Annotated in this window: 14 protein-coding genes; 9 read left to right on the top strand and 5 right to left on the bottom strand. The window is 69.3% G+C overall.

Going from position 1 to position 13,907, the window contains the following annotated elements; all coding sequences use genetic code 11:
- Nucleotides 1–104 precede the first annotated feature (104 nt).
- Both P6F26_RS16095 and P6F26_RS16090 read right to left on the bottom strand, forming a co-directional pair.
- A complete protein-coding gene (locus P6F26_RS16095) occupies nucleotides 105–1,055 on the bottom strand; it encodes an alpha/beta fold hydrolase (protein WP_278029721.1) in 951 nt (316 codons plus the stop codon).
- Nucleotides 1,055–1,348 (bottom strand): SCP2 sterol-binding domain-containing protein, encoded by a 294-nt coding sequence (locus tag P6F26_RS16090; protein ID WP_278029720.1) that lies wholly within the window; start codon nucleotides 1,346–1,348, stop codon nucleotides 1,055–1,057. Before P6F26_RS16090 ends, P6F26_RS16095 begins: the two co-directional genes overlap by 1 nt.
- 75 nt (nucleotides 1,349–1,423) lie before the next feature.
- Here P6F26_RS16090 and P6F26_RS16085 point away from each other — a divergent pair, with 75 nt between their 5' ends.
- The 6 genes from P6F26_RS16085 to P6F26_RS16060 all read left to right on the top strand — a co-directional run bounded on the left by P6F26_RS16085 (nucleotide 1,424) and on the right by P6F26_RS16060 (nucleotide 7,349).
- Nucleotides 1,424–1,975 (top strand): tetratricopeptide repeat protein, encoded by a 552-nt coding sequence (locus P6F26_RS16085; protein WP_278029719.1) that lies wholly within the window; start codon nucleotides 1,424–1,426, stop codon nucleotides 1,973–1,975.
- Between the two features lie 30 nt (nucleotides 1,976–2,005).
- Nucleotides 2,006–5,029 (top strand): helicase-related protein, encoded by a 3,024-nt coding sequence (locus P6F26_RS16080; RefSeq protein ID WP_278029718.1) that lies wholly within the window; start codon nucleotides 2,006–2,008, stop codon nucleotides 5,027–5,029.
- A 7-nt stretch (nucleotides 5,030–5,036) separates the two neighbouring features.
- Nucleotides 5,037–5,423, top strand: coding sequence for an RNA-binding S4 domain-containing protein (locus tag P6F26_RS16075; protein ID WP_278029722.1), 387 nt, complete (start codon nucleotides 5,037–5,039; stop codon nucleotides 5,421–5,423).
- A 159-nt stretch (nucleotides 5,424–5,582) separates the two neighbouring features.
- A complete protein-coding gene (fdxA, locus tag P6F26_RS16070) occupies nucleotides 5,583–5,918 on the top strand; it encodes a ferredoxin FdxA (protein ID WP_278029717.1) in 336 nt (111 codons plus the stop codon).
- Between the two features lie 295 nt (nucleotides 5,919–6,213).
- A complete protein-coding gene (locus P6F26_RS16065; RefSeq protein WP_278029716.1) occupies nucleotides 6,214–6,726 on the top strand; it encodes a CarD family transcriptional regulator in 513 nt (170 codons plus the stop codon).
- A 335-nt stretch (nucleotides 6,727–7,061) separates the two neighbouring features.
- On the top strand, nucleotides 7,062–7,349 hold the full coding sequence (locus tag P6F26_RS16060) for a glucose-6-phosphate isomerase (protein WP_278029715.1): 288 nt from the start codon (nucleotides 7,062–7,064) through the stop codon (nucleotides 7,347–7,349).
- Here P6F26_RS16060 and cobS read toward each other — a convergent pair.
- Nucleotides 7,346–8,134: an adenosylcobinamide-GDP ribazoletransferase gene (gene cobS / locus P6F26_RS16055; protein WP_278029714.1), complete on the bottom strand. Its 789-nt coding sequence runs from the start codon at nucleotides 8,132–8,134 to the stop codon at nucleotides 7,346–7,348. The two genes, P6F26_RS16060 and cobS, sit on opposite strands and share 4 nt — an antisense overlap.
- 88 nt (nucleotides 8,135–8,222) lie before the next feature.
- On the opposite strand from cobS, the gene cobT reads away from it, so the two are divergent.
- Nucleotides 8,223–9,263, top strand: coding sequence for a nicotinate-nucleotide--dimethylbenzimidazole phosphoribosyltransferase (cobT, locus tag P6F26_RS16050; protein ID WP_278029713.1), 1,041 nt, complete (start codon nucleotides 8,223–8,225; stop codon nucleotides 9,261–9,263).
- Here cobT and P6F26_RS16045 read toward each other — a convergent pair.
- Both P6F26_RS16045 and P6F26_RS16040 read right to left on the bottom strand, forming a co-directional pair.
- Nucleotides 9,260–11,263 (bottom strand): monovalent cation:proton antiporter-2 (CPA2) family protein, encoded by a 2,004-nt coding sequence (locus P6F26_RS16045; protein WP_278029712.1) that lies wholly within the window; start codon nucleotides 11,261–11,263, stop codon nucleotides 9,260–9,262. The genes cobT and P6F26_RS16045 overlap by 4 nt on opposite strands.
- Before the next feature lie 78 nt (nucleotides 11,264–11,341).
- Nucleotides 11,342–11,827: an Lrp/AsnC family transcriptional regulator gene (locus tag P6F26_RS16040; RefSeq protein ID WP_278029711.1), complete on the bottom strand. Its 486-nt coding sequence runs from the start codon at nucleotides 11,825–11,827 to the stop codon at nucleotides 11,342–11,344.
- Between the two features lie 115 nt (nucleotides 11,828–11,942).
- Here P6F26_RS16040 and hppD point away from each other — a divergent pair, with 115 nt between their 5' ends.
- Together hppD and P6F26_RS16030 are read left to right on the top strand one after the other, a co-directional pair.
- Nucleotides 11,943–13,046 (top strand): 4-hydroxyphenylpyruvate dioxygenase, encoded by a 1,104-nt coding sequence (hppD, locus tag P6F26_RS16035; RefSeq protein WP_278029710.1) that lies wholly within the window; start codon nucleotides 11,943–11,945, stop codon nucleotides 13,044–13,046.
- Nucleotides 13,047–13,215: 169 nt separating this feature from the next.
- Nucleotides 13,216–13,902 carry a D-lyxose/D-mannose family sugar isomerase gene (locus tag P6F26_RS16030; protein ID WP_278029709.1) on the top strand — a complete coding sequence of 229 codons (687 nt, stop codon included), beginning with the start codon at nucleotides 13,216–13,218 and terminating at the stop codon, nucleotides 13,900–13,902.
- The last annotated feature ends 5 nt before the right edge of the window (nucleotides 13,903–13,907 follow it).

Raw genomic sequence — 13,907 nt, 5'->3', positions numbered from 1 at the left:
GGGCTCTGCCCCCTGCGGCGTCCCCGCGGGGACGCCTTCCCCCGGAGTTTTCCGGCAAGGATGAAGAGGGAAGGGGCGCGCCGTCCATGGGGCGGTCCGCCCGCTCAGGCGTGGCTGTTGAAATGGGCGAGGATCGTCTTCAGCGAAAGGTGGCGGCGTTCGGGGCTTTCCATAAGGACCTCGTGGCGCCCGCCCTCGATCTCGATCAGACGGCCATCGGGCCAGTCGGCCATGCGGGCGCGGATCGCGGGCACCTCCACGATGTCCTCGGCGCTGCCGAAGAGCGTGACGGCCGGCACTCGCGGCGCGGGCATCGCGAGGAGGCGGCGGCTTTCCTCGAGCGCGGCCTTCACCCAGAGGATCGAGGGGCCGCCGAGGGCAAGCTCGGGGTGGCGCGCGACCTGCCGCGACATGTAGTCGAACTGGTCGCGGTCGGTCGTGAGGGGGTTGTTCTCGAAGTCCATCGGCTGCCAGGGGCCGGTCGTGGGCGCGAAGGTCGTGCCGAACCCCAGGGGCCCCGCCAGGCCCATGACGATCCCGGCGATGGACTTCAGGACCGGCGTCATCCTGATGCCCCACATCGGGCCCGTGAAGGCCGCGGCGCGGACCGGCAGCCCGTCATGCAGCGCGCGCAGGCCGATCGCACCCCCCATGGAATGGCCGATAAGCCAGCACGGCCCCGTCCGGCCGAGCGCGGCCAGCGCGGCGCGGAAGGCCGCGACGTCCTCGCGGTATTCGTCGAAGCTGACGACGTGGCCCATGTCGCGGCGGTGCCGCGGGCGATCGGCCATGCCCTGGCCGCGCCAGTCGAAGGCCGCCATGCCGTAGCCGGCCGCGGCGAGGTCGGTGGCGAGGCGGCCGTATTTCTCGACGTATTCGGTGCGGCCGGGGAACAGAAGGACGGTGCCCTTCTCGCCTTCGGGCCATAGCGCGAGGCGCAGGCGGGTGCCGTCCGCGCTGTCGACCCACCACGCCCGCGCCTCGGGCGGGCCTTCCGCCACGTCGTGCAGGAAGGGTGCGGGCTGAGGCCCGGACGTTGCCCTTCCGTCGGCCATCAGGACAGCGCCGAGCCCAGTTTCATGGCCGTGCCCATGTCGCCGTCGAGCTGCAGCTTGCCCGACATGAAGGCGGCCGTGGGGTTCAGGTCGCCCGACAGGATCTCCTGGAAGGTGTCGGCATCGGCGGTCATGGTGACGTCGGCCTCGTCGTCATCGGTCGCCGCGCGGACGCCCGCGCCATCCACGATCACCGCGCCCTCGCCCTGGATGACGAACTTGGCGGAGCCGTCGAACCCGCCTCCGAGTTTCGCGGAGATCGCGTCGACGGCGGCATCGATGGTGCTGCTCATGGTTGTTCCCCCTTGCAAGGTTGGCTCACGGCGCTTTGATATGGATTGAGCGCGCATAAAGGCTACAGTCCCGTTATGGTGGTTCGATCCCTGCTCCTCAATCTTGTCGTCGCGGCAGCGCTCTGCGGGTTTCCCGCCGTTGCGGTCGCGCAACCCACCGCCGACGAGTTGCTCGATCGGCTGGCGCAGCCGGATCTGCGCAACTGGGAGGTCGTGGAGAACCAGGTTTACCAGGCCTGGTCGCGCTCGGGCTCGCCCTCGGCCGATTATCTCCTGCGCCGCGGACGCGACGCGATGGAGCGTGACGACCTGCAGGCGGCCTACGATCACCTGACCGCGCTGACGGACCATGCGCCGGACTTCGCCGAGGGCTGGAACGCGCGCGCGACGCTGCTCTACCAGATGGGCGACTACGGGCCGTCGATCGCGGACATCCAGCGCGTTCTCGCGCTGGAGCCGCGGCATTTCGCGGCGCTGACCGGCCTTGGCATCATGCTCGAGGAGATGGGCGAGCACGAGACCGCGCTGCAGGCCTTCCGTCAGGCGCATGCTATACATCCCCATCGCCCCGACATAGAACAGGCCATCGGCAGGATCGAGCAGGAGCTGGAGGGCCGCACGCTCTGACGAAGGGCGCGGCCCCCTGAAGGAGAAGCCATGAGGGACCTCAGTCCCGGCGCGCGCGGCCGCGTGGCCGCCATCCTCGGGCCGACGAACACCGGCAAGACGCATTACGCAATCGAACGGATGCTGGCGCATCGCACCGGCGTCATCGGCCTGCCCCTGCGGCTTCTGGCGCGCGAGGTCTACGACCGGATCGTCAGCCTGCGCGGCCCCTCGGTGGTGGCGCTCGTCACCGGCGAGGAGCGGATCGTGCCGGAGCGGACGCAGTACTGGGTCTGCACGGTCGAGGCGATGCCGGTGGGCAATGGCGCCGATTTCCTCGCGATCGACGAGATCCAGCTGTGCGCCGACCCCGAGCGGGGGCATGTCTTCACCGACCGGCTGCTTCATGCGCGGGGTCTGCACGAGACCCTGTTCCTGGGCTCGGACACGATGCGGGGGGCCATCGCGGCCCTCGTGCCGGGCTGCCAGTTCATGCGCCGCGACCGGCTGTCCGAGCTGACCTATACCGGCTCGAAGAAGGCGAGCCGGATGCCGCCGCGCAGCGCCATCGTCGGCTTCTCGGTCGAGAACCTCTATGCGATGGCCGAGCTTCTGCGGCGGCAGAAGGGGGGCGCGGCCGTCGTGATGGGCGCGCTGAGCCCGCGCACGCGCAACGCGCAGGTGGAGCTTTACCAGAACGGCGACGTGGACGTGCTGGTCGCGACCGACGCCATCGGGATGGGCCTGAACCTCGACATCCGGCACGTCGCCTTCTCGGGGCTGCGCAAGTTCGACGGGCGGCGGATGCGCGACCTCGCGCCGAACGAGCTGGCGCAGATCGCAGGGCGCGCGGGCCGGCACACCAATTCGGGCAGCTTCGGCGTCACCGGCGAGGCGCCGCCACTGGACGAGGGCGTGGCCGACGCGATCATGAACCATCGCTTCATGCCGGTGCGCAAGCTGCAGTGGCGCAACTCGGCGCTGGAGTTCGGCTCGGTCGCGCGCCTGATCGCCTCGCTCGAGGAGCGGACCGAGGACGAGTGGCTGTCGCGCGCGCGCGAGGCCGACGACCTCATGGCGCTAAAGGCGCTGGCCGACCGCGGCGAGATCGCGGCGCGCATGGCTTCGGCGCGGGATGTCCGGCTTCTGTGGGACGTCTGCCGCATCCCCGATTTCCGTGGGATCAGCCACGCGGAACACGCCGACCTCCTGGGCCGCATCTTCGAGTTCCTGCATGGAACCGGACGCGTTCCGGACGATTGGCTGGCCAGGCAGGTGAAGCGCATCGATCGAACCGAAGGAGACATCGATACGTTGTCGAAGCGTCTGGCCTACATCCGGACCTGGACCTACGTCGCGCAGCGCACGGGGTGGGTGGACGACGAAAGCCATTGGCGCGAAGCGACCCGTGCCGTAGAAGACCGCCTGTCGGACGCGCTTCACGGCGCGCTGACGCAAAGATTTGTCGACCGCCGCACAAGCGTGCTCTTGCGGCGGTTGAAGCAGAAGGAGAGCCTTGTGGCCGAGGTGAACGATAGCGGCGAAGTGACCGTCGAGGGCCAGGTCCTGGGCCGGATCGAGGGCTTCCGGTTCCGCCAGGACGAGACGGCGGGCCCGGACGAGGCCAAGACGTTGCGCCAAGCGGCGATGGCGGCATTGCGCCCCGAATTCCATCTGCGCGCCGACCGGATGTACAACGCCCCCGACACCGCCTTCGAGATGACCGAGCAGGGCGGCCTCATGTGGGGTGAGCAGGCGGTCGGGCGGCTGGTTCAGGGGCCTGAGGCGCTGAAGCCCACTGCCGAGGCCTTCGTCGAGGAAGAAGCCGGCGCCGAGGTGATCCAGAAGGTGCAACGGCGTCTGCAGCACTTCGTCGACCGCAAGATCGCGGCGCTGTTCGAGCCGCTTCTGAACATGGCGCGCGACGAGGCCATCACCGGTCTCGCCCGCGGCGTCGCGTTCCGCCTCGTGGAGGGCTACGGCATCGTGCCGCGGGCCGAGATCGCCGACGACATCAAGTCGCTCGACCAGGAGGCGCGCGGCCTTCTGCGCAAGCACGGGGTGCGATTCGGACAGTTCACGATCTTCATGCCGCTTCTGCTGAAGCCCGCGCCGACGCGCCTGCGCCTCGTGCTGTGGTCGCTGGAGAAGGGGCTTGGCGCCATTCCCGAAAGCCCGCCGCCGGGCCTCGTGACGATCCCGCACGAGGCGGACCGGCGCGAGGGCTACTACACGATGTCGGGCTACAGGCCCGCCGCCTCGCGCGCGATCCGCATCGACATGCTGGAGCGTCTTGCCGACATGCTGCGCGGGCAGGACACGCGCGGCGGCTTCGAGGCCAAGGCCGACATGCTTTCGATCACGGGGCTGACGCTGGAGCAGTTCGCGGACCTCATGGGCGGACTGGGCTATCGCGCGGACCGGGGCGAGCGGCCCAAGGTCAAGGCCACCGCCGACCCAGCGCCCGCCGCGCCGAAGACCGCGGCCGAGCCCGCCGCGGCGGACGGCGCGCCCGAAACCATCGACGAGACGCTCGTGGGTGTCTTGCCCGCCTCGGCGCCCACGGGGCTGGAGGGCGCCGATACGCCCGACCCGACGCCGCAGGAGATGCCCGACGAAAAGCCTTCCGAGACGCCGCCCGAACCGCCGGCCGAGACCCCGGCGGAGCGCCCGTACGAAGGGCCGTCCGAAGCACCGTCGGAGGTGCCCGTGGAGACGCCCGGCGAAGAGGTGCCCGGCCCCTCCGGCGAGCCCGAGATGGAGACGTTCTACACCTTCACTTGGGCACCGAAGCGCCGGGGCGGCGACCGCCCGCAGCGCCGCGACGCCGGGGGCGAGGCCGCCGAGGACGGGGGCCGGCCGCGCGGCCGCAAGCCGCAGGGGAACAGGCCGCAGGGAAATCGCCCGCAGGGCGGCAAGCCCCGTGGCAAGCCCAAGGGCGGCAAGCCCGGCGCGGACAAGGGCGAGCGGTCGGGCGACAAGCCGCGGACCTATTCCTCGAAGCCCGAGAAGGCCGCCAAGGTCGATCCCGACAATCCCTTCGCCGTTCTCGCGGCCCTCAAGGGCCGGACGTGAGCGCATCCTGACCGCCCCCGGCCTTCCGACCGACGGACGGCGGACGGACCGTCTCGACCGCTGGCTGTGGCAGGCGCGCTTCTTCAAGACGCGCAGCCTCTCCGCGCGGATCGTGAGCGATGGCGGGGTGCGCGTGAACGGCACCCGCGTCGTCAAGCCCGCGACGTCGGTCGGTCCCGGCGACGTGCTGACCTTCGCGCAGGGCAGCGCGATCCGCCTCGTGCGGATCGAGGGGCTCGCCACGCGCCGCGGTCCGGCCAGCGAGGCGCAAGCGCTTTACGAGGATCTCGAGCCGCCGGGATCGGGGAAGGGCGGCAGGGCCGACCGCGTCGGCCCCCGTCCCACGAAGAAGGCGCGCCGCGCGCTGGACGGATTTCTTGATCCTGACACCTGAGGCTGCGGCGATAGACCCCGGACTTTCGGCGCCGCCCCCCTTGCGCCATGTCAACTCGGGTTTACAGTCAGGCCGCTACCTGGCGCGATCCCACCGCGTCTTGCATCCGCTTGGGGCGTCGCGTAGCAGACGGCCAAGAACGACCAGCCGAGGGTTTCCATGACGTATGTCGTGACCGAGAACTGCATCGCCTGCAAATACACCGATTGTGTCGAGGTCTGCCCCGTGGATTGCTTCTACGAGGGCGAGAACATGCTCGTGATCCATCCCGACGAATGCATCGATTGCGGCGTATGCGAGCCCGAGTGCCCCGCCGACGCGATCCGCCCGGACACCGAGCCCGACATGGAAAAGTGGGTCGAGTTCAACCGGAAGTATTCCGAGATGTGGCCGGTCATCGTCACCCGCAAGGATCCGCTGCCCGACGCCGAGGAAAACGACGGCAAGCCCGGAAAGATGGACGTCTTCTCGGAGGCGGCGGGCGAGGGCGGCTGAGGCCGGAACCGAATCGCCGCTGCATTCGTTTGTAGTTGGTCACGCCGCGCGAACCCGGCGACATGCCTGCAGGCTTCGGTTTTGCAGCATGTCGGCGCCGTGACGCGGGAAGCTTTAAATATGCCCCCTCATGTGCTATATGAGTGTTGCATAGTTGACTGTCCGAAGCACCGTGCGGGTCTGCCAGCCCGCCCTCCGTTCAGAGCAGAAACCGGATGCTCGTGGAAACCGTCGGTTTCCGCTTGCATCCTTTTCGCCTGAGCCAAGCGGTCCGGACCGGAAAAGGGATCTACATATGTCGAAGTCGCGGAAGTCGCAGGAGTTCAGCCCCAACGAGTACGTCGTCTATCCGGCGCACGGCGTGGGGCAGATCGTCTCGATCGAGGAACAGGAGATCGCCGGCCTCAAGCTGGAGCTCTTCGTGATCTCGTTCGAGAAGGACAAGATGACCCTGCGTGTTCCGACCGCCAAGGCGGCCGAGGTGGGCATGCGCTCGTTGTCGTCGCCGGATATCGTGTCCAAGGCCATGGACACGCTGAAGGGCAAGGCCAAGGTGAAGCGGGCCATGTGGTCCCGCCGCGCGCAGGAATACGAGCAGAAGATCAACTCGGGCGACCTGATCTCGATCGCCGAGGTGGTGCGCGACCTGCACCGCGCGGACGACCAGCGCGAACAATCCTACTCCGAGCGGCAGCTTTACGAGGCGGCGCTGGAGCGGCTGACGCGCGAGCTGGCGGCGGTGAAGGGCATGGACGAGGCCGGCGCGCAGAAGCAGGTCGACGAGGTGCTGACGGCCCGCGCGGCCTGACAGCCCGCGCCCGGACGGGCGCATCGGCTCATCCCGCGCCCGGACGGGCGCATCGGCTCATCCTGCGCCCGGACGGGCGCACCGGATCATCCCGCGCCCGGACGGGCGGACCGGCACCATCATCATGAAAACCCCGCCTGCGTTCGCATGGCGGGGTTTTTCATGCCGCGCGGACCGCAACGGCGCCGGCGCGCAGGTTGCGGCCGCCGGGCCGTGCGGATTCAAGCGGTTATCCGCCGGCACGGCGGCCCGCCGGGCCCTTCCCTTTGAATCATGGAACATATCCCCACCTTGTCCGGTTGGATCATCGCAAGTGAATGAGAGGACCAATCGACATGAAATTCAGAGCCATCTCCATCGTTTTCGCTGGCGCCCTCGCGACGGCAGGCTGCCAGAACCTCACCGCGCAGGACCAGGCCAACCTCGGCCTCGCCGCAGGGGCTGCCGGTGGCCTGCTTCTCGCCGACGCGTTCGATGCGAACCCGGCATGGACTGTCGTGACCGCCCTCGGCGGCGCCGTGGTGGGTCAGCAGGTTGCGCGCAACCGCAACACGAACCAGTGCGCCTATTACGCCGGCACCAACTCGGCGGGTCAGCCCGTCTACCGCACCGGCCCCTGCTAAGGGAGCAGCGCCACGCAGGTGAGGAGAATCGCAAGCTCGCTTACCTGCTGCGTGGCGCCGAGGACGTCGCCCGTCTGCCCGCCGATCTTGGCGCGGGCGACGGCGGCGCACCCCAGGGCGGCCGCCAACGCCGCCAGCGCCGCGACGAGGGCCGAGACACCCCCCGACGCGGCCGCCACCCCCGCCAACGACAGGACGGCCCCAAGCGCGACCGTGCCAGCCGCCGGCCGGCCGGACAGCACGGCAAGGCCATCTGGCCGGGCGAAGGGCAGGGCGGCCATCACGCCCGCCATTGCGGCGCGTGAAAGGACCGCCGCCGCCAGCATCCCGGCCAGCGCCGCGCCGCCCTCGAACAGGGTCGCGATCGCGGTCCACCGCATTCCCAAAACCATGACGAGGGCGACGACCCCGTAGCTTCCGACGCGGCTGTCGCGGAGGATCTCCAGCCGCCGCTCGCGCCGCGACGCGCCCCAGAAGCCATCGGCGCAATCGGCCAGACCGTCCTCGTGAAGCGCGCCCGTCAGGATCAGCGCGACCGCGATCGCCGCGCCGGCCGCGATCGCGGGCGGCAGGCCGAGGGCGACCGACGCCGCCCCCGCGCCCCAGGACACGAGCGCCACGAGCGCGCCCACCAGCGGCCACGCCCAGGCCGAGCGCGCGCCGCGGTCCGCGGCCAGCCATGCGGGGCAGGGAATACGGGTCAGCAGCATCAACGCCGCCCCGAAATCGCCCTGATGCAGAAACGGGGCGTCCTGCCCGTGATCCTCTGACGTCTTGGGGTTCATCGGTGGGCCTTTCTGCCGCACGGGCATTCCGGGATCGCCCGGCTAGACAGCATGAAACGACCCGTCCCGCAATGGAGCCACGCCCGCCATGAGCCCCGCCATCAGCAAAGACACCCAAAGCGCCCCCGAAACGCCGGACGCGCTGCGCGCCGCGCTGAACGCCGCCCCGGGTCCCGAGATCGGTGCGGCAGACGCCGCGCGCGAGCGCAACGCGCAACTGACCAAGCCTCCGGGCGCGCTGGGGCGGCTCGAGGCGCTTTCGATCTGGTATTGTGGCTGGCGCGGCGACGGGCGCACTGCGATCCGCGCGCCGCAGGTCGTGGTCTTCGCGGGCAACCACGGCGTCACGGCGCAGGGCGTCAGCGCCTTTCCCGCCGACGTCACGGCGCAGATGGTCGCGAATTTCGCCGCCGGGGGCGCCGCGATCAACAGGCTGGCGGAACTGGCGGGCGCGCGGCTCGACGTGCATCCGATCGACCTCGACCGGCCCACGGCGGACTTCACGCAAGGACCCGCGATGGACGATGCGGACTTCTCGCGGGCGCTCGCGCTTGGCTGGGACGCGGTCGATCCAGGCGCCGACCTTCTGGTGACGGGCGAGATGGGCATCGGCAACACGACCGCCGCTGCGGCCATCGCGCACGCGCTTTACGGCGGCACGGCGGCCGACTGGACGGGGCGCGGCACGGGCGTGGACGACGCCGGGCTGGCCGCGAAGGCGCGCGCGGTCGCTGCGGGCGTCGCGGCCAACGGCGCGGCGATGGGCGATCCGCTCGCGGTGCTGCGTTGCCTTGGCGGGCGCGAGATCGTCGCGATGGCGGGGGCCATCGCCCGTGCGCGGTGTCTCCGCATCCCGGTGATCCTCGACGGTTTCATCTGCAGCGCGGCCGCCGCCTGCCTGCACGAGGCCGCGCCGGGCGCGCTCGATCACGCGCTCGCGGGCCATGTCTCGGCCGAACACGCCCACGCGCCGCTTCTCGCCCGTCTGGGCAAGGACCCGCTCCTGTCGCTGGAGATGCGCCTTGGGGAAGGGTCTGGCGCGGCGCTCGCGATCCAGATCCTGAAGGGCGCGCTTGCCTGTCATTCCGGCATGGCGACCTTCGCGGAGGCCGGCGTCTCGGGCGGCTAGTCGCGCCCCGCGTCGGGACCGGCGGCGGGACCTGGGTCGCGCTCGGGGTCGGGCCTGCGGGAGGCGGTCGTGCGCTGCATTCCCCTGAGCGCGCTGGCGTCGCCGCGCGGACGCCAGCCCTGTTCCTCGGGTTCTTCGGCGATGGCGTCGAGCTGCGTCATCAGCGCGGTCTCGAGGTTGTTGTTCAGGATCCGCGCGCGTTCCACGTAGGCCTCGTTCTCGGAGACGGGGACCCCCGGTTTCCACAGCTGCGCAAGATCGCGCAGGTTCTGCCGGTCGTGGCGGTAGAAGGCCGTCTCCATCTCGTGGGCCTCGTAGTCGGTCAGGCCCATGTCCTCCAGAACGTAGCGCGCGGCGCGCAGGCTGGAGTCGAACATCTCGCGCACGATGTGATCGGCGCCCGCGTCATAAAGCTCGTAGACGTGCAGCCGGTCATGGGCCCGCGCGGTGATCGAGATGTCGGGCCGCAGCCGCCGCGCGTAGCGCACGAGGTCCACGGCTGCCTTGGTGTCGTCCACCGCCACCACGAGCACCTTCGCGGTCTCCAGCCCCGCCGCCTTCAAGAGCTCGGGCCGCGTCGGGTCGCCGAAATAGCCCTTGAAGCCGAACCGCCGCATCAGCTGGATGGTCCCGAGGTCGTTGTCGAGCACCACGGTGCTGAAGCCTGAGGCCTGCACCATCCGGTTCACCACCTGCCCGAAGCGCCCGATCCCCGCGATGATGATCGAGCCCTCTTCGGCGATCTCGTCCGACGCCTCCTCGGTGCGGCCGCCGTCCTGCCCGAGGCTGCGGCCAATCCAGTCCGACGCGATGAAGGCCAGCGGCGTCAGCAGCATCGACAGCGCGATCACCAGAAGCAGGATTTCGCCCACGCGCACCGGAAAGACGGCCTGCTGCAACCCGAAGGCCACCAGCACGAAGCCGAACTCGCCCGCCTGCGCCAGCGACAGTGTGAACAGCCACTTGTCGCGGCCCCGTAGCCGGAAGACGAGGGCGATGGCAAAGAGGATGAGGCCCTTCAAAAGCATCATCCCCAGGGTCAGCGCGACGATCGTGACCGGGTTCGCAAACAGCGTGCCGAAGTTGATGCCCGCACCCACGGTGATGAAGAACAGGCCCAGAAGGAGGCCCTTGAAGGGCTCGATGTCGGCCTCCAGTTCGTGGCGGAACTCCGAGTTGGCGAGGACCACGCCCGCGACGAACGCGCCAAGCGCGGGCGACAGGCCGACGAGGATCATCAGGAAGGCGATTCCCACCACGATCACCAGCGCGACGGCGGTATACATCTCGCGCAGGCGGCTGGCGTGGATGTAGCGGAAGAGGACCGGCGACAGGTAGCGGCCCGCCAGGATCACCGCGATCACGGCGCCGAGCGTCACGGCGGTCACGCCCCATGCCGGCAGCCCCTCGACGAGGGACATGGTGTGGTGGGCGTCATCTTCGGCCCCGCGCGAGATCGAGCCGTCGCCCGTGATCGTCATGGCCGCACCCGCCGCCAGAAGCGGCAGGAGCGCGAGCGCCGGGATGACGGCGATGTCCTGCGTGAGCAGCACCGAGAACGAGGAGCGCCCGCCCTCCGTGCGCATCAGCCCCTTTTCGGTCAGCGTCGTCAGCACGATGGCCGTCGACGACAGCGCCAGCGTGATGCCCACGGCAAGCGCCGTCTGCCAGGGCAGGCCAAGCGCCTGCGTGGCGGCGGCAATGGCTGCGGTCGAGACGACGATCTGCGCCCCGCCCACGCCCAGAAGCTTCCGGCGCATGTCCCACAGCGTTCTGGGGTCGAGTTCCAGCCCGATCAGGAACAGCATCAGGACGACGCCGAATTCGGCGTAGTGCTGAAGGTCCTGCGTCTCGGCGCCCACGAGGCCCAGAACCGGGCCGATCGCGATGCCCGCGATCAGGTAGCCCAGCACCGAGCCAAGGCCGAGACGCACCGAGAGCGGCACGGTGACGACCATCGCCGTGAGATAGATCGTCGCCTGGAGAAGGACGCCTTCCATCGCATTATCCGTGAGTTGTCCAGGAGCGAGCCTATTCCCGCTGCACCTGCAAAGTCCACGGCCCATCGCATCGCGGCCTCACAGCGGAAGCGGCGCGTCGGGTTTGATGCGGTCCATGACGATCTGGCTCTGGACGCGGCTGACGGCGGGGTGGGGCAGAAGAACCGACTGCACGAGGCGGTTCAGCGCCTCGAGGTCCGCGCAGTAGACGCGCAGCAGGTAATCCGCCTCGCCCGTCAGGGTCCATGCGCCGACGATCTCGGGCTGGGCCCGGGCCAGCGCCGCGAAGTCGCGGGCGTTGGCCTCGGTATGGGTGGCCATGACGACGCGAATGAAGGCCTGGACCTGAAGTCCGATGCGCTGCGGGTCGAGGACGGCGCGGGCGCCGCGCACGAAGCCATGCGCCTCCAGCCGCTGACGCCGCCGCGCGGCCTGGCTGGGCGACAGGTTAAGCCGCTCGCCGAGCGCCTGCGCGGTCAGGGTCGCGTCGCGCTGGATCAGGGCGAGGAGGCGTCGGTCGACGTCATCGAGGCTGCGCGCGGAATTGTCGGAATCTCGGTCCATGATGCGTGATCATCGCGCATTTGGCCGCGAATGGCCATCACATCGCGCGCAAGACGCATGCACGATGCGCTAGACTGCGCCCAACGCGAAACACCAGGACGACAGGAGACGCACCATGGGTCCCTTCCCGCACGACGCCCCCCACGCCACCATCACCGAACAGAACCCCGCCGGAACGGACGGGTTCGAGTTCGTCGAGTTCGCCCATCCCGATCCGCAGATCCTTCGGGATCTCTTCGCGCGGATGGGCTACACGCACACGGCCACGCACCGGACGAAGGCTGTCGAGATCTGGCAGCAGGGCGACATCACCTATGTGCTCAACGCCGAGCCCGACAGCTTCGCCGCGCGCTTCGTTGAGGAGCACGGCCCCTGCGCGCCGTCGATGGCGTGGCGGGTCCGGGACGCCCGACACGCCTACGCGCACGCGATCGCGAAGGGCGCCGAGCCCTACGAGGGCCCCGACAGGACCGTCGACTGGCCTGCGATCAGGGGGATCGGCGGCTCGCTGATCTACTTCACCGACCGGCACCGGGACGCCTCGCCCTACAACGAGGAGTTCGACTGGATCGCCGAGGCGAACCCGGCGGGCGTGGGCTTCCATTACCTCGACCACCTGACGCACAACGTCTTCAAGGGCAACATGGACACGTGGTTCCGGTTCTACGAGACGCTGTTCAACTTCCGCGAGATCCGGTTCTTCGACATCGAGGGGAAATATACCGGCCTCTTTTCGCGCGCGCTCACCTCGCCCTGCGGCCGCATCCGCATCCCGATCAACGAGGACCGGGGCGAGACCGGGCAGATCGTGAACTACCTCAAGAAATACAAGGGCGAGGGCATCCAGCACATCGCGGTGGGCGCGCGGAACATCTATGACGCGGTCGACGCGATCGCCGAGCGCGGCGTGCGCTTCATGCCGGGGCCGCCCGACGCCTACTACGATCTCAGCTTCGAGCGGGTGCGGGGCCACGAGGAACCGGTGGAGCGGATGAAGGCCCACGGCATCCTCATCGACGGGGAGGGCGTGGTCGATGGCGGCGAGACGCGGATCCTTCTGCAGATCTTCTCGAAGACGGTGATCGGGCCGATCTTCTTCGAGTTCATCGAGCGCAAGGGCGACGACGGCTTCGGCGAGGGCAACTTCAAGGCACTGTTCGAATCGATCGAGGCCGAGGAGGCCGCCAACGGGGATTACGGGGACGTGGCGGCCGAATGAGGAGGCGCGCCGGCGCTGCCGTCGCCCGGTGAAGCGGCGCAGGGGGCATCGAGCCCCCTGCGCCACTGACCCTTGCGGGGATGCGTATTTCGGGAAAGATGAAGCCCACAGGGGGTTGTCTTCGTCCCGCGATCGGAGAGATTGGGCGGCGCAGTCAGGGAGGCCGCGCATGAAGAGATCCGACATCAACCAGATCATGTCCGAGGCTGACGCGTTCATGCGCTCGTTCGGCTTCGTCCTGCCGCCTTTCGCCTACTGGACGCCCGAGGAGATGAAGACGCGCAGGGGCGCGATCGACGCGATCGTGTCGGGGCGGCTGGGCTGGGACATCACGGATTACGGGCAGGGCAGGTTCGACGAGATGGGCCTGTTCCTGTTCACGCTGCGCAACGGGCGTCTGGCGGACCTGAAGCAAGGCGGTGGCATGTGCTATGCCGAGAAGCTGTTGATCTCCAAGCACGATCAGCTGAGCCCCATGCACCGGCACTATCTCAAGGCCGAGGACATCATCAATCGCGGTGGCGCGACGCTTGCGATCCGGCTTCATGGCTCGGCGCCTGACGGGAGTTTCGACGAGACTGCCGGCGGCACAGTCCTGTGCGATGGCGTCGCGCGGGCCTTCGGGCCGGGAGAGGTGCTGCGCTTCGCGCCCGGCGAAAGCGTCACGCTGATGCCCGGGGACTGGCACGCCTTCTGGGGCGAGGGCGGCGACGTGCTGATCGGCGAGGTCTCGACGGTCAACGACGACGAGACGGACAACTGGTTCAAGGACCCGATCGGGCGGTTCGCCGAGATCGAGGAGGACGTGGCGCCCACGCATCTCCTGGTGTCGGATTACGGCCGCTGGCTGGGCTGAGGCGG

Origin of the sequence: Roseicyclus salinarum, assembly GCF_029624655.1 — a bacterium.
Lineage (GTDB): Bacteria > Pseudomonadota > Alphaproteobacteria > Rhodobacterales > Rhodobacteraceae > Roseibacterium > Roseibacterium salinarum.
The sequence above is the reverse complement of the archived record's forward strand: the minus strand, read 5'-3'. Positions and strand labels throughout refer to the sequence as shown.

Bases quoted from the DNA above. Each gene is read 5' to 3' on its own strand.
- P6F26_RS16085 (WP_278029719.1), top strand. From the start codon at position 1,424: ATGGTGGTTCGATCCCTGCTCCTCAATCTTGTCGTCGCGGCAGCGCTC.
- P6F26_RS16095 (WP_278029721.1), bottom strand. From the start codon at position 1,055: ATGGCCGACGGAAGGGCAACGTCCGGGCCTCAGCCCGCACCCTTCCTG.
- P6F26_RS16030 (WP_278029709.1), top strand. From the start codon at position 13,216: ATGAAGAGATCCGACATCAACCAGATCATGTCCGAGGCTGACGCGTTC.
- P6F26_RS16090 (WP_278029720.1), bottom strand. From the start codon at position 1,348: ATGAGCAGCACCATCGATGCCGCCGTCGACGCGATCTCCGCGAAACTC.
- P6F26_RS16060 (WP_278029715.1), top strand. From the start codon at position 7,062: ATGAAATTCAGAGCCATCTCCATCGTTTTCGCTGGCGCCCTCGCGACG.
- P6F26_RS16045 (WP_278029712.1), bottom strand. From the start codon at position 11,263: ATGGAAGGCGTCCTTCTCCAGGCGACGATCTATCTCACGGCGATGGTC.
- P6F26_RS16040 (WP_278029711.1), bottom strand. From the start codon at position 11,827: ATGGACCGAGATTCCGACAATTCCGCGCGCAGCCTCGATGACGTCGAC.
- cobS (WP_278029714.1), bottom strand. From the start codon at position 8,134: ATGAACCCCAAGACGTCAGAGGATCACGGGCAGGACGCCCCGTTTCTG.
- hppD (WP_278029710.1), top strand. From the start codon at position 11,943: ATGGGTCCCTTCCCGCACGACGCCCCCCACGCCACCATCACCGAACAG.
- P6F26_RS16065 (WP_278029716.1), top strand. From the start codon at position 6,214: ATGTCGAAGTCGCGGAAGTCGCAGGAGTTCAGCCCCAACGAGTACGTC.
- cobT (WP_278029713.1), top strand. From the start codon at position 8,223: ATGAGCCCCGCCATCAGCAAAGACACCCAAAGCGCCCCCGAAACGCCG.
- fdxA (WP_278029717.1), top strand. From the start codon at position 5,583: ATGACGTATGTCGTGACCGAGAACTGCATCGCCTGCAAATACACCGAT.
- P6F26_RS16080 (WP_278029718.1), top strand. From the start codon at position 2,006: ATGAGGGACCTCAGTCCCGGCGCGCGCGGCCGCGTGGCCGCCATCCTC.